We start from the raw sequence: 23,730 nt of genomic DNA, 5'->3' as shown, positions 1-23,730 counted from the left end.
GCCCTTGCCGAATGCATCGCAGACGCGAACGTAGCTCAAGGCTTCCGGATCGGCTGCCACGATCGCATCGGCAGCATGGACCGACCCACCGCTTGCCAAGGCCGCAGCGCTGGCGATGAGAAAACGCCTGATGTTCATAAGAGGAGATGCCCCGTTTCCGTTTCCGTCGTCGCGGCGGAAGCTTCCGCTTCACGCATGCGTGGCGATCGCAAGAGGCGAATAGCGCGCGTCTGTGAAGCAGTGGTGACAGTCGGATGGAGCGCGGATTTTAAACGAGGGGGACGGCATCTGGCTGTCACGAGAGGTTCACGATGCCGGAATAGGGGATGAAAGTTCAATCAGGAAATTGTGATGGCCGAGCTCTCCGCACTTCATGGATCTTCCTCCGAACGGGATCATCCCCTCGACAAAAGATCGATGGGTCGCTGGTTCCTTCCCGTGTTCGGCGTTCTCATCGTGGGCGGACTTGGCTATGTGGCCTATGCGCTCGGCCAGGACCTGACCAATGCCACGTCCGTTCCGTGGATCCTGCTGGGCGTGGCACTGATGATCGCGCTCGGCTTCGAGTTCGTGAACGGCTTCCACGATACGGCCAATGCCGTGGCGACGGTCATCTACACCCGCTCGATGCCGGCGGAAATCGCCGTCGTCTGGTCGGGCTTCTTCAACTTTCTCGGTGTTCTCTTCTCGAGTGGCGCGGTGGCCTTCGGCATCGTCGCGCTGCTGCCGGTCGAACTAATCCTGCAGGTCGGCTCCGGTTCGGGTCTCGCCATGGTGTTTGCGCTCCTGACGGCGGCGATCATCTGGAACCTCGGCACGTGGTATCTCGGGCTCCCGTCCTCGAGTTCCCACACGCTCGTCGGCTCCATCATCGGTGTCGGCCTCGCCAACCAGTTTCTGGCACCTGCCGGAAGTGCGACCAGCGGCGTGGACTGGTCGCAGGCGACTAATATCGGCCTCTCACTTCTGATCTCGCCGCTCATCGGCTTCGGCCTGTCCGCTCTGCTTCTTCTGATCATGAAGCGGCTGGTGCACAACAAGGCGCTCTATCGAGAGCCGGTCGGCAATGCGCCTCCGCCCTTGTGGATCCGCGCGCTCCTCATCTTTACCTGCACCGGGGTCAGCTTCGCCCATGGCTCCAATGACGGGCAGAAGGGCATGGGTCTGATCATGCTCATCCTTATCGGCTTGGTGCCAACGGCCTTCGCGCTCAACCGTACGCCCGACGTCAACTACCTTGAAGCCTACAAGACGGCCTCGGTCCAGGTCGAGCAGTCGCTCGGAAAATACGTGAAGGCGGGTACGCCGGTGACAGATTACAAAGCCGCTGTCAGCGAGGCTGTCCGGACCAAGACTTGGTCCGACAAGACAACGGCCGCCCTTCAGCGCTACATCAACGCCACGAGTGCCGAGGTGGCTGCATTTCCGACGATAGAGGCCGTACCCACCAATTTGGTGAGCAACATCCGTAACGATATCTATCTCATCGGCGAGGCGCTGAAGCTGATCGACAAGCAGAAGCTGCTGGCGATGGACGAGCCGGATTTGGCGGCCGTTAAGACGTACCATCAGGCGGTCGACAACGCGACGAAGTTCATCCCCTTATGGGTCAAGGTCGCGGTTGCCTTGGCATTGGGACTCGGGACGATGGTCGGATGGCGGCGTATTGTCGTCACAGTTGGCGAGAAGATCGGCAAGACACATCTGACCTACGGGCAGGGCGCAGCGGCCGAGGTCGTCGCCATGGTGACGATCGGTGCTGCCGATCATTTCGGCATGCCTGTCTCAACGACCCACGTCCTGTCCTCGGGTGTCGCAGGCACGATGGCTGCGAATGGATCCGGCCTCCAGTGGTCGACGGTCCGCAACATGCTCACCGCTTGGGTGCTGACTTTGCCGGCATCCATCGCGTTGTCGTTCACCCTGTTTGTCATCCTCCGACAGATTTTCTAACCGGACCCGGAGGAGACAAGTCCGTCAGAGCTACCGCGTGGGGCCGGGTCATGTGACGGACGGTTTGTCGCAAATTCTTTCACGGCCCCTGAGTCGGCTTGCGTGATCCTGTTCTGACCAAAGCGGCCGCGGCGGCTCCCGCGTCCCGGTCGTCGCCGCCTACCTGCACCGTCGGCTGCGCGAACTCGATGCCTTCTGCCCGGAACGCTTCCCGGATCATCGCGTATGCCTTCCTTCGGATGAAGGTCTGCTGGCCAGGCACCGTCGTCATCGCGAAGCTCAGGACGATGCCGTAGTCCCCGAACTCCTCGACACCCTTCATCTCCAGCGGCTGGATGAACTGAGGGCCGAGCTCCAGGTCGGCCTGCAGGTCAGCGCCGATCCGCTTGGTGATCTTGCGGGCCTTCTTGAGATCAGTGTCGTAGCCGACGGTGAACCATTATTCCGAAGACGATTGAATAAAGAACAAATCGCGAACATAATGAGGTGATTCACCGCTTGTCCACAGGCTTTCCACAGGCCTCACACAAGCACCATGTGGAAAGCAAGTGCGGGCGCGCGAGCAGACTCGATGTCTGCACCGGTTGCGTTAGAAGATCCTGTTATCGTGGGCATGGACGTGGAAAGGTTGAGGGGCCGCAATGCAATTCGATCTGTTTCCTGAAGTGGACGAGCTCGTAGATTTCGGCGCGGACGTGCCGGCTAGTTCAGCGTCGCCGCGCTTCGTGTGTTGGACCAAGATGCAGGCGGAAGCTGGCCAGGACCTCTTCAACATATTCCGCCGAAAGGAGTTCGAGCGCAAAGCCGGCAATGGCGTGTTCTTCTGGGGCATTGGAAGTCCGCTGGACTTCTCCAGGCTACAGTCAAGCGACCGGGTCGATCTCGTCTTCTCCACCATGCTGTCAGCACCGAAAAGCGAGGACAGGTACCCCGAAAGCGTGCTTGTCTGGCGCAAGTACGTGAACGCCACCGGACAGGAAGTCGACCTGCCTCCACACGTCCTGCTGATGAGCAGGGCGACAACGAAGCTCGGCCCCAAGAAGCGGCACTACGCGCTGGTCTGCTATTCGGACAAGGATCTAGCTCTAGGGGACGAAGGCGAGTTCGATCCGACGGTCTACCGGAATGCGGGACCGAATGGCGGCAAGGTCGGATTTTCGCAGGTCACCTCTCTGCTCGAGAGGACATCGGAAGCCTCCACGCCGTCGCGATATCGCATCAATTTCCGCGCCGAACTCCGGCAGCCGTTCCTCGTGAAGCTCTGCGATCCCGTGCTGCTCGAACCGGTGGATCGCCGCCGCGTCGACGATCACAGGGCAGGGGAATCCGCTACGTGGCTGCGGTTCGCAACCCAGATCCGTGCAGGCTCTGCCTCCATGTTTAACGAGCCGGGCGCTCACCTCTGAGCAGAACCCCGAAGGGTTGCGCGAGCTTCGCCGAGTAGGCTGACTTCACGATCCGTGGCGAGACTTCGTTCGCAGGACCGACGTAGTCCAGCAATCCTTTGTCTACGCGGCCCTTTATGTAACCGCCGGCGTTCTTGCCTTCGCTCGGGCCGATGCCGACGACGTAGCGGGTGAGGTCGACTTCGAGTTCGCCGGGGACGATTTCATTAAGAACGAGGGCGTACTTCGATCCGCGAACCTCGATCCCTTCCGGGATCGGCTTCCAGTTCTCTCCGTCTTCCGAATACTCGTCCGCTACGGCCGACATCGAATGATTCGACTTGATCAGCTCCATTACGAGCCGGACGTCGCGCCCTTGTTTGATCCGGTACTTGGCGAATGGCTGCAGCTTGGAAATCGGGTGCATCGTCCCACCGCCGTAGCCCCAGAAGCTCATTCCTGTGCGATCGAACTCTTTGTTCTTTCGCACAAGGATGTCATCGAAGGTTTCGGATGCATGCATCCCGACCTTCATGAATACTATCGACTCCATCCCGTTCATTCTAAAACCTCGCTTTCGATCTTGTAGTCTCGTGGGTCCGCCATGCCGCGTCCTATGTGCGCGATCTCTCTGACAAACCGGGCCTCGAGATGCTGGTCGCGGCCGTAGAAGTCCTTCTTTTCTTCGGTGGTCAGCGGCTCGTTCTTCAATTCGAACTTTTCCACCTTCCTGAAGATCATTGCGCAGGACGCCAGCTCGGGAGCGTCTTCGAGGTGGTAGGTGTGCATGTGCGGCTGCATTTCGACGACAGCCATGCCAAGGTCGATCGCGGCCTTCTGCGTCATTCGTAGCACCTGACCCGGCCACTTTTTCGTTTCGTCGTCGGCGATGGCGACCACGCCCAATCCGTCATCAGTTAGGAGCTGCGCGCCACGCCGAAGAAACGAAATGACGCTCTTTCCGTCGTTGTACTGCCCCCAGGGAGGGTTGATATGAAAGGCCTCGAAGGATTCGAGAAGGGGCGGATCGATCTCGTCGGCGACGTTGTAAAGTCGCGCCTCCATCCGATCTGCGAAATCGTTCCCCTGGGCGAAACGATTGACTGAATTCACCATGCGCTCGTCGAAGTCGAGGAGGATGATCCTGCTCGGACCATAGTCCAGGATTCCTTCGTTCATCAGGTGGGCGATGGAAAGTCCGATCGCGTCTCCATCGCCAACGAAGACAAGTGAACGGCCATCGAGCTTCCGGCACAAGTACTCCGCATACACGACCATGTCGCCGACCTTCATGTAGATCTGGTCGAACTCGCGGATCGGAGGAGGGCGGTTCTGAACGACGTCCGACAGGGCGTTTAGGGCCAGACGAAGGTCGAGCGCCTTGCGACGCGGCTGGCCATTCCGTCCGTTCCCGTTCCTTTTGCTGTCGTCTTTTTCGCTCATGAGCTCCTCGAGGGTCTCTTTCGCTGGGGAATTTCAGATATCGGCAGCGAGAGCTGCTTTCCGAAGAGATATCGCGTGACGAGGTAGCCAAGCCCGAAAACCTGAGCGAGGACGCTTGGAAAGAGGACCTTGAGCAGCGTGACGTCGAAATGAAGGACGTCGGCGCCGATGAGGACAATTAGCACGAATGCGAAGGCGACCTCGACGCAAATGAGAGAGAAGATCATCCTCGCGTAGAGCGACCGCATCTTCCGCTCGTCGTCGGTCTGCTGCGACCATACGCGGAGGTATGCCTGAAGCCGCTCGCGGGCCTCCCATTCGGCGAAGTTGTTAGGCTCCCACGACGAGCCGTCCTGCGGTTTGACCTCGCCCAGAACGTCGACCACGGATGTCGGTTTGGAGGGGAGGCCTGCGTCGTTCATTCAAGAAGCCCCAAGCTGTCAAGGCGGAACGTCATAGCCTGTCGGGAGACCTGGAAGAAAGCCGCCATTCCTTCCGGATCGGCGATCTCCTTCCACGCCCGCAGCACGGCGTCCTTCGGCATGAGGAGGGCCGAGGCGAAGACGTTTGCCTCCCATTCGGTCCGGCGCGGGGCGTCCCAGGGCGTGTCGGGATCCTGCACGGTGCGGAAGTTGTCTTGCGTGTCGATGAATTCACCCTCGCCGGCGGCGAGATGAAGGACAAAGTGCCCGAGCTCGTGAGCGACGGTGAACCGCTTTCTGACTGGCCTGTCGTTCACATTGACGTAGATGCTGGTACTCGATGGTCGTTTCGCGATCAGACCATGAATGCCTTCGTCGGCGAAGGTTGCGTTATAGACCTTAAGGCCGAGCTCGTTCGCGACGGCGACAGGATCTACTGGACCGGTCGAGTCGACGCCCGTCCGCGAAAGCAGCTTGCTCGCTTCGTCCTCGATCGCCTTGCGCGTCGCCAAGTCTCGCTCCTGAAGAACCGTACAAATGCACGGGATACCGAATCAAGATATCAAACTTATTTCGTTATAGATGGATATTGTCGCGTCCTCAACTGAGGCTTGCGAAGTACCGAGGTGATAACACAACCGTGTGGATTATGTAGGATAACCGCAAACGCGCATCGCTTCCATGCCGCCTCGCCAATGAACCACCTTGCCGACAAGAATACTGACCGCGATCCCTGCAGGCTGCTTTTCTCCTCGGCTGTGCAGGGATCGCTTCTTGTGGAGGCTTGAGGGCCGTTGCCAGGGTGACCACGATCATCCTAAGGTGCGCTACCAATCCAAGCAGAAATACATATGTCCCAGCCAGCAAAACATGCCTTCACCGATGCCGAAAGATATGCGGTCTGGACTGTGCACGGTGAGCGGTGCTGGCTCTGCGAGGAGCCTGTCGCCTTCTCCGCGGTCGAAGTCGACCACATCATCCCGGAGTCGCTGGGCGGCACGGAAAAGCTACTAGCGATCCTGGAGGAATTCACCCTCTCTCAGAATTTCGATGTCAATTCGTGGGCGAACTGGATGCCTGCCCATCGCAGGTGCAACGGAAGCAAGAGCGGACGCGTATTCAAGGTCAGTCCGTTGATTCAGATGAAGCTCGAGCGCGCCGCAGATCGGGCAGAACGGGCCGCAAAGCTTCACGACGACTTCTTGAGCGATCGCGCACTCAGCGTCGCGACTGGACGAATCGTTCGGGCCCTTGAGGAAGGCAAGCTGCCCGAAAGACATCGAAGTAGACTTGAGCAGCTTTTCTATCGCCATCACGAGGAAAATCGCGAGCCAGAACGCAAAGGCAAGCCGTTAGAATTCGCTCCGGGTATGACGATCGTCGCCGAGGACAATGATCGCTACATGATCCGAGGCCGCACCGGGCTCGTTGGCATGCGGCCCAAGGGTGAAACGCTGCATCCTAGTTGGGATTGTCCGAATTGTGGTCCGACGAGCTGGAATGGCGCGAGATGCACGAACTGCGGCCACCTCATTGATCCCGACTGAGCTGTTGGACCAATTTTTCAGAGAGGCTTGCTGAAGCCTAGAAGGAAAATCTCCGGAAGGAGATCGAGATCGCCCGCGGCATCGCGCACGTAGCCGTGTTTCTCGTAGAGTCTGAGAAATCCTTCCGCCTCCCTCCGGATACTGAGACACATCGCGGAGAATCGCCAGTCCCTGGCGATGCTGTTGGCCTCGAGTACCAATTGCACCGATAGGCCTTGACCTTCGACGACCGAGCCGACACCGAGGTCGCGCAGGGCGCGCGCCACGGATCCAGGCCTCGCTGCCGGGCGCTCCGGCTCGATAGATCGCTACCGACGATGCATCCGTTTATCTCTCCCACGACGACTGTCGCGTTTGCGGGCTTGGTCGTGTGGTCACGGAGGTCGGCCAAACGATGCGGGGTGGATGTTGCGTCGAGCTTTGCACGTCTTCGTTTTGAAAAAGGAAACGAGATGTTCGCCGACGAACGCGTCGTCTTGGGGTGAGCTGCGGCCTGTTCCCTGGTTAAGTAGAGCGTCCCGGTGGCTACCGCAGCTCCAAAGGAAGGGTGTAAGGATAATACATCCGCAAATGCTTTATAATCTCGCCTCGCAGTTCCGGTCCTGTGAGCACCGGGCGTGCTGCAAATGGTCCGACCATGTCGTAGTCAAAGCTGTCCGGATCCGCCGCGCCGTCTAGCGCTGTTCCATGCTGAATAAAGAACGCGTACGCAAATTCCTCTGCAGCGAATGCTAGTTCGCGGCGTTGCTCGGCGGCTCTTTGGCGTCCTGCATCGGAAAGGTTCGGATCGTCGTCTTCACCAACTCGAGACATCGCGTCATCATATAGTTCCTGTGCCCGCTCGCGATCGATCGTGTGGATCCTGCTTGTGTCGGTATAGCGTCGAAGCGTGTCGATCATAAAGGCCTCCATTTGAAGCCTCTCGATACGACAAGTGCATTAATGCACTCTAAGTGAACATGTTCGATTTCGTTGCTTCTTGACCGAAATTTGCAGTGAGAAATCGCAGTTTAGTCTGCGAGCAAAGTCGTTTAGGCGCATCCATTCCAGCATGCGATCCCGCGAGTTCGTCCTCTTGTAATGATCGCCCGATAAAGACCGCGTGAAGGATTTCAGACCTTCGGTTGCGATCGTCAACGACAGGACAGTCGATGCGGAAAGCGTCTCGACCATGTAGTCGAGATCGCCGGAAAGAACGGGGAGAAGCCCGTCCCACTTGTAGCCGCACTTGATGAACTGGCTGTAGATGTCGAAGACGGTTGCAATCGCGGTGTCTAATTTGTCCAGTTCACTCGCGTTCGCACTTTCCCTTCTCCATTCGCATAGGTAGTCTCTCACCGCGTGGACATCGGCTAGTAGCTCTTGCTGGATCGGCTCCCTCGACATCGATGGCACTCCCTCTCTTGGACTGATCCAAGTCTGGCGGCGATGTCTCGCCGGCGATAGTGCCTCCTCTCACTTGCGATCAAATCGAGTAAGGAGCCGCTTCAATAGGCGGTTCCGATGGATAGGCTGCCGAAATCCTATTGGGTTGAGTCCCCCACCTGGAACTCGATGATGTCCTCGTCGGTGATGACGGGAAGGTCACTGTTGTGCCCGGAGGCCTTGGCCAAATTATGGAATAGCTCGATCATAAGACGATACTGCTTGACGATCAGATCAAACACGTCGTCGCCATTGTCGCTGAGCAATGGCCTCCTGTAACGGAACAAATGTCCGGCGGGAGATAGGCGTGCAGCCCAGCCCGAATGCTCAGAAGAGCGGCTTCCGTATGGGCGACGATGGATGAACGTGTTCCTGAGATCCCCCAATTCCTTGATCCAACCCGCCGACCCCCACTGCCCCTTCTGTTTAGATTCCGATATGAGCCCCTTCGCGACGAGGATGTCCAGCAGGCTGTCACTTCCAATGTGGCGACTCCTGAGCTTCTTGCAGAGCAGCGTGAAAGAATCGACTTTGATTGGGTCTTCGCCCAGGCGAAGAGCAATGAATGTCGCAAGGTAGTCGCGCGCCGCGCCGGCATGAAGGAAGAACGAATGAACGTGAGCGTAGAGCAATTGATCCAGCGTCCCCGAGACGCGTTCTCCTTTCAGTTGACCAGCAGCCATCAGGTCAACAAGCTGATCATGATAGAAGGCAGCAATCTCCTCGACACTGATATCTAACCCTCGCAGGCTTAAAGCGATGAACTGCGCCAACCTTTCGTCCGGATCCTGGTTATCAAGGATCGCCACGACGTCGTCGTGGGTCGGGGAGACGAGTGCCTTTAGAAGGTGCCCCCTCCGTACTCGGCCCATCTGGCTGGCTATATTCCGCCACAAATCCGCGGCGCCGAACATGTGGTTCGATTGGCCTGGCACGATCGGAACCCAATTGCTGTAGTAGGAACCCTTGTTCCACCCCGAGTGCTGGAACGCGATTGGAGTCAAACCCAAGCGTTGAGCCAGCCTGCCGAGATCGGTTCTGGAGAAGGATCCACTGGAGGCAGGCCGCCCCTGGACGAGGACCGGTTCCAGCACCCATTGATCCCCTCTGACGCAGGCGGCGCGAATGCCACCTGTGAAGTGGAGAGAAAAGCTTTCCCCGTCGCCTTGTCGAGGTATCCAACGGAACGAGGAAACATCAGCCGTCTGGCCGGCCTGCGTATCTCCCATCTAGGTTATGGCCCCATGTGCTGCGGGAGCAGGATAGCTTGGACAACTATCAACCATTGAAAGGCCCCAGACCGACAATATGTTGGCGAAGCCGGTCGCAGGCGGGCGCAATCAGGGATGCAGCATCCCTGCCGCTCTCGAAGCGGTACGGGATTGTCGTGATGCCGCTCAGATCGCTGGGAAGTTTTACCTTTTCCTCACGCGGCTCCATGAGGATTGCCCGCTGCCGACCGAGCTTACCCATGAAGAGGCCGAGTTCGAAGACCACGTTGTCCCGCGGGCTCGGCCAATCCTTGCCTCTGCTTTCCGTGAGATCATCGGCGTGTGCGATCGCCACTGCAAAATCGGAGTCATCCACTTCTGCTTCAAGATCCTGAAGGGTGTAGTTCGCCACGCGAAAGACACCGTCGGTCCAGATGGTTGTCAAAAACGGGTCGTGCTCGAACGCGTTGCGCACCAGTCGTGCAACGGGTAGGGCCTCAGCCGACGAGATAATGAAGACCCGCACTTTTTCGCGATAGATGCCGACGTGCTTGTTTCGCTCGAGCAAACGTCGAGATAGGGAGCGAGCGATCTGCCGATACAAGTCCGGATACTTCTTCCCAAGCTGCGAGAACTGCTGCGCGGTCAACTTGGCCACAAGGGACAATTCTTCGGCAACCACCGTCGCAGAACGACATTGTGTGGGTTCCACGGCTGCCATTTCTCCGACGTGATCGCCGCGTCCACGTGCGCCAACGCGACGGCCGTTGATATGGATGCCGAACGACCCGGAGATGATGAAGAAGATGTCATTGTCCTCTCCATTCTGTTCGATTAGGATTTGGCCTGCTTGAAGTTCCAGAAGCTCGACAATATCCGCGAGTTCTTCGGCTAGAACCTGGTCACGGGCTACGATCGATTGCGTGACGAGCGCCTCCAGCCTCAGTTCCCTTCCGGCATCTCCCCGAAACCTTTCGATCATCCTGCTCAAGTGATTTTCCTCCAATAGGTCGTCGAGTAGACCTCGTCGTTGTTGTGCTGCGACCAGCTCCATTTTTTCCAGATGTTCTCGCCGTTCGGGCCGAGCTTCTGGTTGTCCTTGATGTAGTCGTAGACGCGCTTTGTGATCCACGTCGGATTGTCTGAGGTGAGGGCGGTAAGTTTGGCGGCGAGGTTGGCGGCGTTGCCAATCCACACAATGTCGTTGTCGCCGCGGACGCCGGTCCGGGCGGCCCGGATCTCCGATGTATCGATGCCCACCACATGGCGGATATTGAAGTCGGTTTTCCAGCCTTTGCCCATCTCGGATTGCACGATGTTCTTGATCGCGTAGTTGATCTCCAGTGCGCACGAGACGGCGTCGTTCGACTGGTTGTCCGAGATGAATATGCCCATTGCCCGGTCGCCATCATAGGAGACGACCGTGCCGTCATGTCGGCGGATAAGTCTCGAGGCTGCGTATAGGAAGGTCTTGTAGACCTCTCCCGCAAACATCCAGTTCTTGTTTTCCACGAGGTTAGTCGATCCATCGAGGTCCGCATAGAGGATCGTTGCCCGCTTCAAATGAACCGCATCGTTCGAAAGCTTCAGATCTGCGGGCGCTGGAACGGTGGTCCCGTCGCGAACGGTCCATTTCGAGCCGAAGGTCGTGCTTGCATTGCCTTTGATATCGTCGGCGATCGTCATGAAGCCATTCCTTCAGCAGGGGAACTGGGCGATCACCCAGCGGCCCCCGGCGACGATCGGCGGTAGCGCGATGAAGACGAACGCAACCAGCACGAGGGATCCAGCCCAATGGAACATCCGGAATTTGCGATGAGCGATCGACGCCTGGATCGCGGTCTGGACTGCGAGGTCGCGCAGGTAGGTTGGCGTAACCGAATCGCCCTCTGACGGCATGTATTCCTTCTGGGTCATGTCAGCGTAGTCCTTGACCCCGCCTTTGACGATGTCGCCGAAGTAGAGCAGGTTCACGACATCGTCGTCACGCTTGTAGACCTGGTTCAGGAAGAGGGGGAGCAGCGACTTCAGGCACAGGACAGCAGCGAGGGCGAGCAAGGGAAGCGCTGCCTCCAACGCATACTTGTAGCCGAAGGGAAGATCGTCCGGCGATTTGAGAAGGTTGATGATCGCACCCATCCACACAGACGAGAAGGTCAGTAGCGCGGCGTTCTTGGTCTCCGCAAATCTCACGAAATCGATCATCCTGCCGTGGTTCGCAGACATCAGCTTTTCATAGGCTTCCTGTTGCTCGTTCTTTGCCATCGTCAGTCGATTCCAGTCTGGTGTTCCGCAAGCGGGCAGTCTTCCATCGTTCCGCAGCAGACTTGATTGACCGATCGCAGATAGTCGTAGAACGCCAGCTCAGATCTTCTCCATCCATCAAGGTTGAGGACCAGATCGGCGAGCTGGTGCGCGTGATCGCCGCAGGTGGCCAGAGGCAGGTGGCGCACATTGGCATCGTCGCACTTGCAGCGCTGGCGAAGTGTCATGACCCGTCGCTCTTCCCGCAGAACCGTGACGAGCTTCCGGCCGTTACGGTGGAGTGCAATTCGATCTCGTCCGCGACCACGGTTCACACGAAGACGGTCGTCCCTCACGGCCTCGAAGAATTGGGCTCCAAGCGCTGCAGCGTTCTCCTCTGCCATCGCCTGGAATCTGGCAGCCGTCGAGCCGTGCGCGCGTGCATCCGCTTTGCCTGGCCACCGCCGCAATGCCGCCGCTGACCGTTGGCGCAGCAGAAAGGTCAGCAGCTTTCCCCACCAGGCTTCCGCATCGTCGCGATTCTTAATGGCGGAGGCTTCGACCTCACCCCAGGACAGGCAGAAGGTACCACCGGGATTGATGTGCCGCTCCGCGCAAAAGGAAGGTAGGAGAAGAGGGTGCTGCTCCTTCACGGTAACCGTGTCCCGATCCCGGCAGATCTCGAGGATGAATTCCTGAGAGGGCGCGCCGGAAGCGCTCGGCGGGCGAACGCCAAAGATCGCATGCCCGTCCCTCGACGATACGAGGCGGGCATGATGAGCATGCGCGACGTTATGAATGTGCTCGATGGGCGACAACTGGAGGCTCAATCCAACTTCGCATGTGGGCGGAAAGGCGTCTCCGCTGCCTTGACTATAGCCGGGCTGGTGGCAGCGTAAAGCGAGGCTCGTGCTGTCTTGGCCACCGCGTCGTCCTCGGCCGCCAGTGCTTCCAGACCAACATCATAGGTCAGATTGGACGCCCGTCGCGACGATCCGAAGAGCTTCCGGACGGAGGCGGGTCCGTCATCGTATGCCGTCTGACCGATCGCCGTCTGAATTCCGTTGCAGCGCTTTTGCTCGTTCTCAGAGCCTAGTACGGATCTTCCCGTCGAGCAGCGAACACGGCTTCCCTGCATGCCGAGCCGGGTAATTGCACCGGGACCGAACTCGAAGCCGATCGCGAGACCGAGATCGTCGGTGTCGACGCCATTTGCCTCAAGACGCTCCAAGGCAAGATTGAAGCTGCTTCGAAGGCCACCAGCGCAGAGGACAGCGGTCGATACTGTCTCGTCGGTATCAGTTGTGCGCGCGGTGCCTTCCAGGATGTGGCCGTGGATGCAGTCGCCGATGAAGCGGATCCGGCGGCCGGAAAAATCCGAACTCAGAACCCTGTCGAGCTCTGCACGAATTACGTGGAGGCAGCGAACGACTTCCTCGGCATCACCATCGATATGGGAATTGACGTAAGCCGTGAAATTGTCGACGTCCGCGTACACGGAGACCATTTCCATGCGGCGGGAGTTCCCTGGCGTGAGCACAGCGATGTCAAGGTTCTTCAGTGGCGGGGCCACACGCGAGAACGAGAACGCTCCGATAGGGTTCTTCTCGTTGTCCTTGCGCCATTCTGCGACGATCGAATCCTTGCTAAGTCCCAGCTTTGCCTCGTCTTCGCATTTCTTGATCTCGTCGTTCGTCAGTTTCAACTTGGCGGGATCATCTGCGGTGTCCAGACCGATCGCTTCGCGAGCTTCGTTGCTGAGGTAGATGCCGATCGCCTTGTTATTTGATGCGAGCTTGGCGGCGATGTTCGCAGGACGTCCGAGAAAAAGCGGCTCGCGGTTTCCGTTCCGGCCATTGTTGACGGCCAGAGTTTTCCCGGTGTCGATGCCGACACGAACCTTGGCATTCGGAATCTTCTCATCGTCGTCACCTGTCTCGGCAAGCACTTCCGTGATCAGTTTGGCGATCGCCACCGCGCGGTTGACCCGGTCGTCCTCGGCATCTTCGCCATATGGCTTCGCGATCACTGCATGAAGACGTTGATTGTGGAAGTCCACCCTTGTCGCATTGGCATCGGCGAGAATCCGATGGACAGCGCGGTAGTGGAGATTGAGGAAACGAAGCGCTCGCTTGTGGCACGTCTCGCCTTCGAACTCGGTCGACCACAGCATATCTTCGAAGTTCACGATATCGATGTAGAGGTGCACGCCGTCGACGCGATAGGCCTTGTTCGTCGGGATTGATGATAGGGAGGTGTCGCGGGTGTAGTCGACGACCGTGACTTTTTCGACCTCCTTGATGCGAGCGTCGATCGCTGCCTTTGCCCGATCATGCTTCCATGCATTTACCATCTGCGCTTCAACTCCAAACTGGTATCGGGGGTCTCGTTCCACCGATGCGATTGTTTCACCGTTTGTTCCTTTAGGCAATTTCCAGGCGGTATAACCGCCTGGAAATTTGAGCTTTTTTACTTGAATTGGCCGTTGGCCAATTTCAGTTTCAAAAACGGCCAGTACTAGAGGTGTTTGGCTAGTACTCGGTTCAATTCCTCAGCGGTCGGTTCAGACCGCTGCTCGCATCAGCTGCAGCCGCTGGTCGCGCCGCAGGTGTCGCACTTCTCGCAGGTGCCGTTGCGGACCATCGTGAAGTTCTGGCATTCCGAGCACATGTTGCCCGTATAGCCCTGGGCGATCGAGCGCATGCGGCGTTCGGCTTCGAGCTTCTTGGCATCCGCCTTCGCAGCGGCTGCCTCGGCGGCGGCCTTGTCGGAGAAGAGTGCGGTGACGTCGCGTGGCGGCTCGGCAACCTCGGTCGTGACCTCCTCGACGATTTCGGCGATCCGTTCCTCGTAGTCGCGCTTGAAGGCGACGACTTCCGAGGTGGCGATCGACGTTGCCGGCTCCAGCTTGCGGGCGGCGGAGCCTGCGAACGGGGTGACCGTGCCACCGGCGGACGCGCCGCGGGCAGGGGTCGTCGTTGCCGATCCCTTGGGCTCGCCGGACGCGCGGTCGATACCGGCGCCGGTCGTCGTGCCGGAGACGAGCGTCGGCTTGTGGCCGCGGGTCCAGCCTGTGGAGAGCAGGTTGGTCTTGCCTTCCTGAATGCCCTTGCCGAGGGCCGTGTTGCCGAAGTCGGACGTGTCGACATGCGCCAGGTCGTGACGGCCGAGATAGGAAACGGCGAGTTCGCGGAACACGTAGTCGAGGATCGACGTGGCATTCTTGATCGCGTCGTTGCCCTGCACCATGCCGGCCGGCTCGAACTTCGTGAAGGTGAAGGCCTCCACGAACTCTTCCAGCGGCACGCCGTACTGCAGACCCAGCGAGATGGAGATGGCGAAGTTGTTCATCATCGCCCGGAAGGCGGCACCTTCCTTGTGCATGTCGATGAAGATCTCGCCGATCCGGCCATCGCCGAATTCGCCGGTGCGCAGATAGACCTTGTGTCCGCCGACGATCGCCTTCTGGGTATAGCCCTGGCGGCGGTTCGGCAGCTTTTCGCGCTCGCGGGTGATCCGCTCGATCACGCGCTCGACGATCTTCTCCGTCACGGTCACGGCCTGAGCGGCCACCGGCTGCTGGATCAGCGTTTCCAGAGCGTCCTCGTCATCCTCGTCCTCGATCAGCGAGGCGTTGAGCGGCTGCGAGAGCTTGGAGCCGTCGCGATAAAGGGCGTTGGCCTTCAGCGCGAGCTTCCAGGACAGCATGTAGGCGTTCTTGCAGTCCTCGACGGTCGCCTCGTTCGGCATGTTGATCGTCTTGGAGATGGCGCCGGAGATGAACGGCTGCGCCGCCGCCATCATGCGGATGTGGCTATCGACCGAGAGATAACGCTTGCCGATCTTGCCGCAGGGGTTCGCGCAGTCGAACACCGGCAGGTGCTCGGCCTTCAGGAACGGCGCGCCTTCCAGCGTCATCGCGCCGCAGACATGCACATTGGCCGCTTCGATCTCCTTGCGGGAGAAGCCGATGTGCTCCAGCAGGTTGAAGCTCATATCGGCAAGCTGCTCGTCGCTGACACCCAGCGTGTCCTTCAGGAAGTCGACGCCGAGCGTCCACTGGTTGAAGACGAACTTGATGTCAAAGGCGGCCTTGGTCGCGCCATTGATCGCCTCGATCTTGTCGTCCGTGAACCCCTTGGCCCGCAGCGAGCCGGGGTTGACGGCGGGCGCCTGGTGGATGTTGCCGTGACCGACAGCATAGGCCTCGATCTCGGCGATCTGGCTTTCCGAGTAGCCGAGCGTGCGCAGGGCCTCGGGAACGGCGCGGTTGATGATCTTGAAGTAGCCGCCGCCGGCGAGCTTCTTGAACTTCACCAGTGCGAAATCGGGCTCGATGCCGGTCGTGTCGCAATCCATCACGAGACCGATCGTGCCGGTCGGCGCGATGACGGACACCTGGGCATTGCGGTAGCCATGCTGCTCACCGAGCGACAGCGCCTTCTCCCAGGCGGCAACGGCATGGGTGATCAGCGTCTGGTCCGGGCACTCGGAATGGACGAGCGGCACGGGCGCGACCGACAGGCCTTCATAGCCGTTCGCTTCGCCGCGGGCGGCGCGCGCATGGTTGCGGATAACGCGCAGCATGTTGTCGCGGTTCGGCTTGAAGCCGGGGAAGGGCCCGAGCTTGGCGGCGATCTCGGCCGAGGTCGCGTAGGAGACGCCCGTCATGACGGCGGTCAGGGCGCCGGCGATCGCGCGGCCTTCCTTGCTGTCATAGGGAATGCCGGACGACATCAGGAGACCGCCGATATTGGCATAGCCAAGGCCGAGCGTGCGGTATTCGTAGGAGCGCTCGGCGATTTCCTTCGACGGGAACTGCGCCATCATCACCGAGATTTCGAGCACGACCGTCCAGAGGCGAACGGCATGCTCATAGTCGGCGATGTTGATGTTCTTGGTGGTCTGGTCCTTGAACTGCAGCAGGTTCAGAGAGGCGAGGTTGCACGCCGTATCGTCCAGGAACATGTATTCCGAGCACGGGTTGGACGCGCGGATGGAGCCGGCGGCCGGGCAGGTGTGCCAGTCGTTCATGGTCGTGTTGAAGTGCAGGCCCGGATCGGCCGAGGCCCAGGCGGCGTAGGAGATGCTTTCCCACAGATCGCGCGCCTTCAGCGTCTTCATCACGCGGCCGTCCTTGCGGGCGGTCAGGTTCCAGTCGCCGTCGGCCTCGACAGCCCGCAGGAAGTCGTCCCGCAGCGAAACGGAGTTGTTGGAGTTCTGGCCGGAGACCGTGAGATAGGCTTCCGAATCCCAGTCCGTGTCATAGGTCTTGAAGTCGATATCCTTGTAGCCCTGGCGGGCGAACTGGATGACGCGCTGGATGTAGTTTTCCGGAACCTGGTCCTTCTTGGCAGCCTTAATTTCGCGCTTCAGCGCCGGGTTCTCGTTCGGATCGTAGCAGGCGCCATCGGGACCTTCGCAGTTGACGCAGGCCTTCATGATCGCCTTGAGGTGCTGGGCGACGATCTTGGAGCCGGTCACGAGCGCCGCGACCTTCTGCTCCTCCTTCACCTTCCAGTTGATGTAGTCCTCGATATCGGGATGGTCGATATCGACCACCACCATCTTGGCGGCGCGGCGGGTGGTGCCGCCCGACTTGATGGCGCCGGCGGCGCGGTCGCCGATCTTGAGGAAGCTCATCAGGCCGGAGGACTTGCCGCCGCCCGAAAGCTTCTCGCCTTCGCCGCGCAGATAGGAGAAATTGGAGCCGGTGCCGGAGCCGTACTTGAAGAGGCGCGCTTCGCGCACCCACAGGTCCATGATGCCGCCTTCGTTGACGAGATCGTCACCGACCGACTGGATGAAGCAGGCATGCGGCTGCGGATGCTCGTAGGACGACTTCGACTTGACGAGCTTGCCGGTGAAGGGATCGACATAGAAATGGCCCTGGCCGGGGCCGTCGATGCCATAGGCCCAATGCAGGCCCGTGTTGAACCACTGCGGCGAGTTCGGCGCCACGCGCTGCGTCGCCAGCATGTAGGCCAGCTCGTCGCGGAAGGCGAGGGCGTCTTCCTCGGAGGCGAAGTAGTTGCCCTTCCAGCCCCAATAGGTCCAGGTGCCGGCAAGACGATCAAAGACCTGGCGCGCATCCGTTTCCGAGCCGTAGTGCTCGTCCTTCGGGAGATCCTTCAGCGCCGCCTCGTCGGCGACCGAACGCCACAGCCACGAGGGAACCGAATTCTCTTCGACCTTCTTGAGACGCGCGGGAACGCCCGCCTTGCGGAAATACTTCTGCGCCAGAATGTCGGCGGCGACCTGGCTGAACTGGGCAGGCACGTCGATATCGGCCAGCCGGAAGACGATGGAGCCGTCCGGGTTCTTGATCTCGCTGACCGCTTTGCGGAACGCGATGTCTGCATAGGCCGATTGGCCGGCCTTGGTAAAGCGACGTTCGATCTGCATCTGTCCCAATCCTTATTCTGTCCGTTGCGTGCGCGTCTCAGGCACGCAGAAGGTCCTTCCGAGCCGCAGCATTGACGGTCGGTGGAGCGTTTCGATGGATGCCAATCATGGAATCCGATATGTGGTGTTCTTTAAGCTGTAAGTCTACCAGATGTAGACGGAATGATCGACCTGTTTGCTGGTTCGGTATGCGTGATTTTCGTCTGACAGATCATTTTTTCAACACGCGTTCCCGCCGTGAAGGCAGGATCTCCAACAAGTTCAGGATGATGGCGCAGTCCGGGGCAGGCCGCCGCCTGGGCCGTCGTCTGGCCTCATGCCAGTCTTGAAAATGATTAACCTCGAGTCCGGTGGCATCGTCAAGGGCTTGCGTCTCGCCGTCCACTGCCGACTATATCTTGTGGAAATAGAAAGAAATTGAGGGATGTAAGGAAATCAGTCACTTGTGGTCGGCACTTATCGAAAGGGCCGTTCGTTCCGTGAAAACTTGTGGACAAAAACTTGGTGAGATCGGCCGTCGCGCCTGCCGGGTGTCATAAAAGTCACGCATGGCCGGGTGCGGCCTTGACGAATGAACGGCGCGTCGAGGGCGTGTACCGCCCCCGCGCGCCGCTTGTCAAAACAGCCGTAAGCCTGTCCGTCGCGCCGATCTATCCGCGCGATCCCTTGGCGATCGGTTCCTGATAGGTAAACCCCATGTCCCACGGAAAATAGATCCAGGTATCCTGACTGACCTCGGTCACGAAGGTATCGACCTGGGGCCGGCCTTTCGGTTTGGCATAGACGGCGGCGAAATGCGCCTTCGGCAGCATGGCCCGCACGATGGCCGCGGTCTTGCCCGTATCCGTGAGGTCGTCGACGATCAGCACGCGTTCGCCGCCATCGGCACGGATCTCCTCGGAGATCGCCTTGATGACCTCCATCTGACCTTGCGAGGAATAGTCGTGATAGGAGGCGACGCAGACCGTCTCGATCATGCGGATGTTCAGTTCCCGCGAAATGATCGCCGCCGGCACCAGCCCGCCGCGGGTGATGCAGACGATCGCCTTCCACTCGACCCCCTGATCGGCCAGACGCCAGGCAAGCGCACGCGCATCGCGGTGGAACTGGTCCCAGGAAACGGGAAAGGCTTTTTCAGGAAGAGACATGGCGGGCTCCAAGCGTATCTGGGCGTGTCTGATGCACAGAGCGGTTTTGCGGCAAAGCCCGACCATTTTCAAGAAGGGGATGACGTTCGCCCACGTCAAAGACTGGTGCGGACGACGGGGGTCGAACCCGTACGAGTCTCCTCGAGAGATTTTAAGTCTCTTGCGTCTACCAATTTCGCCACGTCCGCAATGGCTACAGTCTTTCGGATACCGCGATGCGTTCGTCAAGCCGCAGCACGCGGCGATTAACCCTTCCGATAAAGCTTAACGACAGCTTCACGTTGCAGGGGTGCAGCCCGTCGGCGATAAGGAAAAGGTCGATCCCGCATATCGACCATTTCATGACCCAGACCTTTAGCCTCTCTCCATCATGGAGAGAGGCATCATCCTATTCGACCTCTACGCTTTGTCTTCGACGACGGCTTCGGGGCGGTCTCCGCCGCTGGCATGTTCGTCGTGCCACTGGCCGGACGCGTCCTGAAAGCTGATCTCCTCGTCCGATCCGCCGACCTGCTGCTCGGCAGCTGCGGCCTTGGCCGCGTGCAGAGCGTGTTGATGCGTCGGAAAGCTTTCCGAAAACACGTCGCCGACCTTATAGGCCCATCCACCGTCGTGCTCGACGATCTCGTAAACGACCTTGACCATGCTTGTCTCCCTATCCTGTCGCTGTGCGGCTCATAGCCTCAAGCGGTAACGGGCGACGAGCGGCGATCGTTCCCGAGAGGCAAGACCGCACGCTCTTGCAGCCGCAGAGGATCCTGCTAGCAATGGCGCCTCGATGCATGGCGAAAGACGGGGGAGGGAAAGACGATGCGACATCTCGGCGGAGATCGCTTTGGCGGGCAGGTCGGTTTTGCGGCGCTCGCTGCGGTGATGATCCCGCTGGCGTCGTCTCCGGCGCGGGCGCAACAGGCCCCGATGGATGTCACCTTCGTTTTCGCCACCGATGTTCATGCCTGCCGTATGGCCGAAGGCCTGTCGCCGGATTGCGAGCAGGAGGGCAAGACGGATGCCGCGCTTCTGCGCCATATCCGGGCGCTGAACGCTCTTCCCACGCAGGTCTGGCCCACGGTGGTTGCAGGAACGCCGAGCGGCCTTTCGGGCGCCGGCCGGCCGCTCGGCGACCCCGTCGGTCTCGTCATGGGCGGGGACATCACCGACGATGGCGGCGGGCAGGTGGCGGTGCCGGGCGAGGGGTGGCAGCTGCGCCAGTTCAGCCAGCGCTATGCGCAGGGCACGGACGCGCAGCACGTGCATATGCCGGTCTATGTCGGGCTTGGAAATCACGATCTCGATCAGGATGGCCCGCCGAGCCATCCGGACTGGTACCGGCGGGAGCTCCGCGACTATGTCGAGGTCAATCATCGCCCGAGCGTCTTCTTCACGCCCTCCCTTCCCGCGGACAATTACGATGTCGATTCGGACAACTACTCCTGGAACTGGGGCCGGTTGCATCTCGTGCAGCTCCAGCGCTTCGGCGGCGACGATCGCAAGGGCGCCGTCAGCGGGCTCGACTGGCTGAAGAAGGATCTCGCAACGGCGGCGGCGGATGGCCGCCCGGTCGTGCTGTTCCAGCACTACGGATGGGACAGCTTTTCGATCGAGCGCTGGGATGCCGGTCACGAGACCTTCGACGACCAGGGAACCGGCGATCCGCACTGGTGGAGCGAGGCCGAACGCTCCGCCCTTCTAGAGGTTCTCAAGGGCTACAATGTCATCGGCATCTTCCACGGGCACGAGCACGACACGCCGATGGCCTACAAGGCGGGCGGCATCGACGTCTTCAAGCCGAAAGCGGCCTTCAAGGGCGGCTTTGCGGTCGTGAGGGTGACCGATACGGCCATGGATGTGGTTCTGGGGGAAGCGTCGGACGATCAGGGTGGCGTCACCTTCACGACCGCCGTCTCGAAAAGCCTCGCCGGAAAATAAGGGGAGCGGCCCTCACCCCCTGCGCTTGCCTTGGGACAGCGCGATGCCGGCCAGCACCAGGACGACGCCAAGCGCCGTCGGCCCGAGCGCCGTCGGCACCGACAGAGCGAGATCGAGAACGACGCCCGACACCATCTGTCCGCCGATCATCATCAGCGCGGTGTTGACGGCGCCGATGCGGGCGATGACCCAGCTGCCCGCTGCAACGAAGACGACGCCGATCGGCCCGCCGAGATAATCGTACCAAGGCACCTGCGCGGCGCCGGCCGGCAGCATGTCGCCGAGGATGAGGCCGAGAACCGTCAGGGCGGCAAAGCCGACGATGTGGTTCCAGAAGGAGGCGATCAGCGGAGAGGTCGAAAGGCTGAGACGCCCGTTGATCTGACGGCTGATGCCGATGAGGATGCCCGCCGAGCATGCAAGAAAGATCGCGACGATCATGCGGCGCTCCGCCCTTCCAGAATGATGAGCGCGCTTCCCGCCAGAATGAGGGCGAGCGCCGCGAGATTGCGAACCGTCAGCCGCCGCTTTGCCAGCCCGAACAGGCCCCAGTGATCCGCCGCGAGACTGAAGATCGCCTGTCCCGACAGGCCGAGTGCCAGCGTGCCGGCAAGGGCCAGCGGCGAGTTCACGGCGGTGGAGGTCAGCATGACCGTTGCAGCGCCGGAGATGCCGCCGAGATAGGCCCAGATCGGCGCCGGAGGCCGTGCGGCCGGAGCCTCCCGTCCACGCCTGTACAGAAGCGCAAGGAAGACGAGAGCGGCGATCGTGCCGGTGCCGTGCGCCGTCCAGGAGGAGAAGAGCGGATTGCCGTAGCGGGCGAGTTCGCCATTGAAATGCACCATCAGCGTCAGCAATCCGCCGGTCGCGAAGGCGGCGAGAAAGACGAGAGGACGCGGGTTGTCGATAGGTGTGCTGGCGGTCATGACGGTTCCGGGAGGCGATGTGGATGTGTTATAGGTCTGCGATCCCTCAGAGTCGCGCAAGCCCGATCATCGCTGTTCCGGTTTCGCAGAAAAACACAGAAGGCCGCCCGCAGTATCCTGCGGACGGCCTTCGCATGGCCTTGGGAGGCTGTTTTCGATCAGGCGGTCAGCTTGGCCGCGATCTTGGCGACGTGAGCGCCCTGGAAGCGCGCACCTTCGAGTTCGACCGCGGAGGGCATACGCGAGCCGTCGCCGCCGGTGATCGTGGACGCGCCATACGGCGTGCCGCCCTTGATTTCTTCAAGACCCATCTGGCCCTGGAAGGCATAGGGCAGGCCGACGACGACCATGCCGTGATGCAGAAGCGTGGGAATGAAGGAGAGAAGCGTCGATTCCTGGCCGCCATGCTGCGTGGCCGAGGAGGTGAAGGCCGAGCCGACCTTGCCGACCAGCGCGCCGGAGAACCAAAGGCCGCCCGTCTGGTCGATAAAGTTGCGCATCTGCGAGGCGAAGCCGCCATAACGCGTCCCGCAGCCGAAGATGATCGCGTCGTAATCGGCCAGTTCCGCTGCCGTTGCAATCGGTGCAGCCTGATCCATCTTGTAGTGCGATGCCTTGGCGACATCATCGGGCACGAGTTCCGGCACGCGCTTTACGACAACGTCGGCGCCTTCCGCCTTCGCGCCTTCCGCGACCGCATAGGCCATGGCTTCGATGTGACCATAGGCCGAGTAGTAGAGAACCAGAACTTTTGCCATCGTGATCTCCTCAAGGATGGGCGTCAATGCGTCGCCCGCTTTACCACGTCGGGCGGGCGCTGTCAGAAACGCATGGGATAACAGACTGTTCACTAATATTGACAAGGCATCGTTCGGGATGAACGATGCACGCTTTGACAAGGACATGCACGATGACCACGGACACGATCGTAACGGCTGCCATGCTGGCCATCGGCGACGAGCTTCTCTCCGGCCGGACCAAGGACAAGAACATCGGTCATCTCGCCGACCTTCTGACGATCTCCGGCATAGACCTGAAGGAGGTGCGGATCGTCGCCGATGACGAGGAGGCGATCGTTGCCGCCTTGAACGGGCTTCGCGGGCAGTATGATTACGTCTTCACATCCGGCGGCATCGGTCCGACGCATGACGACATCACGGCCGACGCGGTCTCGCGCGCCTTCGGCGTCGAATGCATCCACGATCCGGACGCTATGACGCTGCTCGGCGACATGTATGCCCGCCGCAACATGGACTTCACCGAGGCGCGCCGTCGCATGGCGCGGATGCCGAACGGCTCGACACACATCCCGAACGCCGTCTCCACGGCACCGGGCTTCGTCATCGGCAATGTCCATGTCATGGCCGGCGTGCCGCAGGTGTTTCAGGCCATGCTCGAGGCCGTCCTGCCGACGCTGAAGACGGGCGCCACGGTGCTCTCGCGCTCCGTCCAGTCGCCGTTCGGCGAAGGCGATATCGGCGGCCCCCTGGGCGACGTCCAGAAGGCCCATCCGCAAACCAGCATCGGCTCCTACCCGAAGTTCGACGGCACGTCCTTCTCGACCGAACTCGTCATCCGCGCCCGAGACGAGACCATTCTGGCCGCGGCGGAAGCCGACGTAAGGGCAATGCTGGAGGGCATCGCCGCGAGCCGGCGGACGTAGATCCCACCATCGCGAACGTCATGTCCGAT

Annotated in this window: 25 protein-coding genes, 1 tRNA gene and 1 pseudogene; 5 read left to right on the top strand and 22 right to left on the bottom strand. The window is 60.3% G+C overall.

The annotated features are described in order from the left end of the window. Positions 1 to 138: porin (locus tag LRX75_RS21840; protein WP_231816741.1), on the bottom strand; the 138-nt coding region annotated here is incomplete at its 3' end. A 279-nt stretch (positions 139 to 417) separates the two neighbouring features. On the opposite strand from LRX75_RS21840, the gene LRX75_RS21835 reads away from it, so the two are divergent. After that, complete coding sequence (locus LRX75_RS21835) at positions 418 to 1,953, top strand: inorganic phosphate transporter (protein ID WP_420851250.1); 1,536 nt, start codon at positions 418 to 420, stop codon at positions 1,951 to 1,953. Positions 1,954 to 2,032: 79 nt separating this feature from the next. Here LRX75_RS21835 and LRX75_RS21830 read toward each other — a convergent pair. After that, positions 2,033 to 2,386, bottom strand: a pseudogene (locus LRX75_RS21830) (mechanosensitive ion channel family protein); the annotation flags it as partial. A 208-nt stretch (positions 2,387 to 2,594) separates the two neighbouring features. Here LRX75_RS21830 and LRX75_RS21825 point away from each other — a divergent pair. Next, positions 2,595 to 3,359 carry a hypothetical protein gene (locus LRX75_RS21825; RefSeq protein WP_231816733.1) on the top strand — a complete coding sequence of 255 codons (765 nt, stop codon included), beginning with the start codon at positions 2,595 to 2,597 and terminating at the stop codon, positions 3,357 to 3,359. On the opposite strand, the gene LRX75_RS21820 is transcribed toward LRX75_RS21825, so the two are convergent. The 4 genes from LRX75_RS21820 to LRX75_RS21805 are packed head-to-tail and all read right to left on the bottom strand — an operon-like array spanning position 3,334 to position 5,715. Beyond that, complete coding sequence (locus tag LRX75_RS21820; RefSeq protein WP_231816732.1) at positions 3,334 to 3,873, bottom strand: hypothetical protein; 540 nt, start codon at positions 3,871 to 3,873, stop codon at positions 3,334 to 3,336. The genes LRX75_RS21825 and LRX75_RS21820 overlap by 26 nt on opposite strands. 23 nt (positions 3,874 to 3,896) lie before the next feature. Further along, a complete protein-coding gene (locus tag LRX75_RS21815; protein WP_231816731.1) occupies positions 3,897 to 4,781 on the bottom strand; it encodes a bis-aminopropyl spermidine synthase family protein in 885 nt (294 codons plus the stop codon). After that, positions 4,778 to 5,203 carry a hypothetical protein gene (locus tag LRX75_RS21810; protein ID WP_231816730.1) on the bottom strand — a complete coding sequence of 142 codons (426 nt, stop codon included), beginning with the start codon at positions 5,201 to 5,203 and terminating at the stop codon, positions 4,778 to 4,780. The genes LRX75_RS21815 and LRX75_RS21810 overlap by 4 nt, the downstream gene beginning before the upstream one ends. After that, positions 5,200 to 5,715 carry an ImmA/IrrE family metallo-endopeptidase gene (locus LRX75_RS21805; protein WP_231816729.1) on the bottom strand — a complete coding sequence of 172 codons (516 nt, stop codon included), beginning with the start codon at positions 5,713 to 5,715 and terminating at the stop codon, positions 5,200 to 5,202. The genes LRX75_RS21810 and LRX75_RS21805 overlap by 4 nt, the downstream gene beginning before the upstream one ends. A 339-nt stretch (positions 5,716 to 6,054) precedes the next feature. On the opposite strand from LRX75_RS21805, the gene LRX75_RS21800 reads away from it, so the two are divergent. Then, a complete protein-coding gene (locus LRX75_RS21800) occupies positions 6,055 to 6,750 on the top strand; it encodes an HNH endonuclease (RefSeq protein ID WP_231816728.1) in 696 nt (231 codons plus the stop codon). A gap of 17 nt (positions 6,751 to 6,767) precedes the next feature. On the opposite strand, the gene LRX75_RS21795 is transcribed toward LRX75_RS21800, so the two are convergent. The 13 genes from LRX75_RS21795 to LRX75_RS21735 form a co-directional block, all read right to left on the bottom strand. Beyond that, entirely contained in the window at positions 6,768 to 7,016 is a 249-nt protein-coding gene (locus tag LRX75_RS21795) for an N-acetyltransferase (RefSeq protein WP_231816727.1), read from the bottom strand. 259 nt (positions 7,017 to 7,275) lie between these two features. Then, positions 7,276 to 7,650, bottom strand: a complete 375-nt coding sequence (locus tag LRX75_RS21790) for a hypothetical protein (RefSeq protein WP_231816726.1) — start codon at positions 7,648 to 7,650, stop codon at positions 7,276 to 7,278. Positions 7,651 to 7,689: 39 nt separating this feature from the next. Next, positions 7,690 to 8,136, bottom strand: a complete 447-nt coding sequence (locus LRX75_RS21785) for a hypothetical protein (protein WP_231816725.1) — start codon at positions 8,134 to 8,136, stop codon at positions 7,690 to 7,692. A 137-nt stretch (positions 8,137 to 8,273) separates the two neighbouring features. Continuing rightward, positions 8,274 to 9,404, bottom strand: a complete 1,131-nt coding sequence (locus LRX75_RS21780) for a hypothetical protein (RefSeq protein ID WP_231816724.1) — start codon at positions 9,402 to 9,404, stop codon at positions 8,274 to 8,276. Positions 9,405 to 9,453: 49 nt separating this feature from the next. Beyond that, positions 9,454 to 10,368 (bottom strand): TIR domain-containing protein, encoded by a 915-nt coding sequence (locus LRX75_RS21775; RefSeq protein WP_231816740.1) that lies wholly within the window; start codon positions 10,366 to 10,368, stop codon positions 9,454 to 9,456. A gap of 5 nt (positions 10,369 to 10,373) precedes the next feature. Next, positions 10,374 to 11,072, bottom strand: coding sequence for an adenylate/guanylate cyclase domain-containing protein (locus LRX75_RS21770; protein ID WP_231816723.1), 699 nt, complete (start codon positions 11,070 to 11,072; stop codon positions 10,374 to 10,376). Positions 11,073 to 11,084: 12 nt separating this feature from the next. Continuing rightward, positions 11,085 to 11,651 (bottom strand): Pycsar system effector family protein, encoded by a 567-nt coding sequence (locus LRX75_RS21765; RefSeq protein ID WP_231816722.1) that lies wholly within the window; start codon positions 11,649 to 11,651, stop codon positions 11,085 to 11,087. Positions 11,652 to 11,653: 2 nt separating this feature from the next. Beyond that, positions 11,654 to 12,460, bottom strand: coding sequence for an E2 domain-associated cysteine-rich protein (locus LRX75_RS21760; RefSeq protein WP_231816721.1), 807 nt, complete (start codon positions 12,458 to 12,460; stop codon positions 11,654 to 11,656). Then, positions 12,457 to 13,983, bottom strand: coding sequence for an adenylate/guanylate cyclase domain-containing protein (locus LRX75_RS21755; RefSeq protein WP_231816720.1), 1,527 nt, complete (start codon positions 13,981 to 13,983; stop codon positions 12,457 to 12,459). The genes LRX75_RS21760 and LRX75_RS21755 overlap by 4 nt, the downstream gene beginning before the upstream one ends. Positions 13,984 to 14,210: 227 nt before the next feature. Continuing rightward, entirely contained in the window at positions 14,211 to 18,035 is a 3,825-nt protein-coding gene (locus LRX75_RS21750) for a vitamin B12-dependent ribonucleotide reductase (RefSeq protein WP_231816719.1), read from the bottom strand. A 650-nt stretch (positions 18,036 to 18,685) separates the two neighbouring features. Then, positions 18,686 to 19,183: a xanthine phosphoribosyltransferase gene (gene gpt / locus LRX75_RS21745; protein ID WP_231816718.1), complete on the bottom strand. Its 498-nt coding sequence runs from the start codon at positions 19,181 to 19,183 to the stop codon at positions 18,686 to 18,688. A 103-nt stretch (positions 19,184 to 19,286) separates the two neighbouring features. Continuing rightward, positions 19,287 to 19,371: transfer RNA gene (locus LRX75_RS21740), tRNA-Leu, on the bottom strand. A gap of 211 nt (positions 19,372 to 19,582) precedes the next feature. Further along, a complete protein-coding gene (locus LRX75_RS21735) occupies positions 19,583 to 19,828 on the bottom strand; it encodes a DUF2188 domain-containing protein (RefSeq protein ID WP_231816717.1) in 246 nt (81 codons plus the stop codon). Positions 19,829 to 19,993: 165 nt separating this feature from the next. Between LRX75_RS21735 and LRX75_RS21730 the strand changes: the two genes are divergently transcribed. Continuing rightward, entirely contained in the window at positions 19,994 to 21,112 is a 1,119-nt protein-coding gene (locus LRX75_RS21730; RefSeq protein WP_420851248.1) for a metallophosphoesterase, read from the top strand. 12 nt (positions 21,113 to 21,124) lie between these two features. Here LRX75_RS21730 and LRX75_RS21725 read toward each other — a convergent pair whose 3' ends face one another. The 3 genes from LRX75_RS21725 to wrbA all read right to left on the bottom strand — a co-directional run bounded on the left by LRX75_RS21725 (position 21,125) and on the right by wrbA (position 22,796). Beyond that, positions 21,125 to 21,553, bottom strand: coding sequence for a DMT family transporter (locus LRX75_RS21725; RefSeq protein ID WP_231816716.1), 429 nt, complete (start codon positions 21,551 to 21,553; stop codon positions 21,125 to 21,127). Further along, on the bottom strand, positions 21,550 to 22,038 hold the full coding sequence (locus tag LRX75_RS21720; protein WP_231816715.1) for a DMT family transporter: 489 nt from the start codon (positions 22,036 to 22,038) through the stop codon (positions 21,550 to 21,552). Before LRX75_RS21720 ends, LRX75_RS21725 begins: the two co-directional genes overlap by 4 nt. 158 nt (positions 22,039 to 22,196) lie before the next feature. Then, the gene (gene wrbA / locus LRX75_RS21715) at positions 22,197 to 22,796 is read right to left on the bottom strand and encodes an NAD(P)H:quinone oxidoreductase (protein WP_231816714.1); all 600 of its coding nucleotides are present in this window, start codon (positions 22,794 to 22,796) and stop codon (positions 22,197 to 22,199) included. A 152-nt stretch (positions 22,797 to 22,948) separates the two neighbouring features. Here wrbA and LRX75_RS21710 point away from each other — a divergent pair, with 152 nt between their 5' ends. Continuing rightward, positions 22,949 to 23,701, top strand: a complete 753-nt coding sequence (locus LRX75_RS21710; protein ID WP_231816713.1) for a competence/damage-inducible protein A — start codon at positions 22,949 to 22,951, stop codon at positions 23,699 to 23,701. Positions 23,702 to 23,730: the final 29 nt, after the last annotated feature.

The organism is Rhizobium quercicola, from assembly GCF_021168455.1.
Taxonomy (GTDB): domain Bacteria; phylum Pseudomonadota; class Alphaproteobacteria; order Rhizobiales; family Rhizobiaceae; genus Ferranicluibacter; species Ferranicluibacter quercicola.
This window is presented reverse-complemented; position numbering and strand designations above follow the sequence as displayed.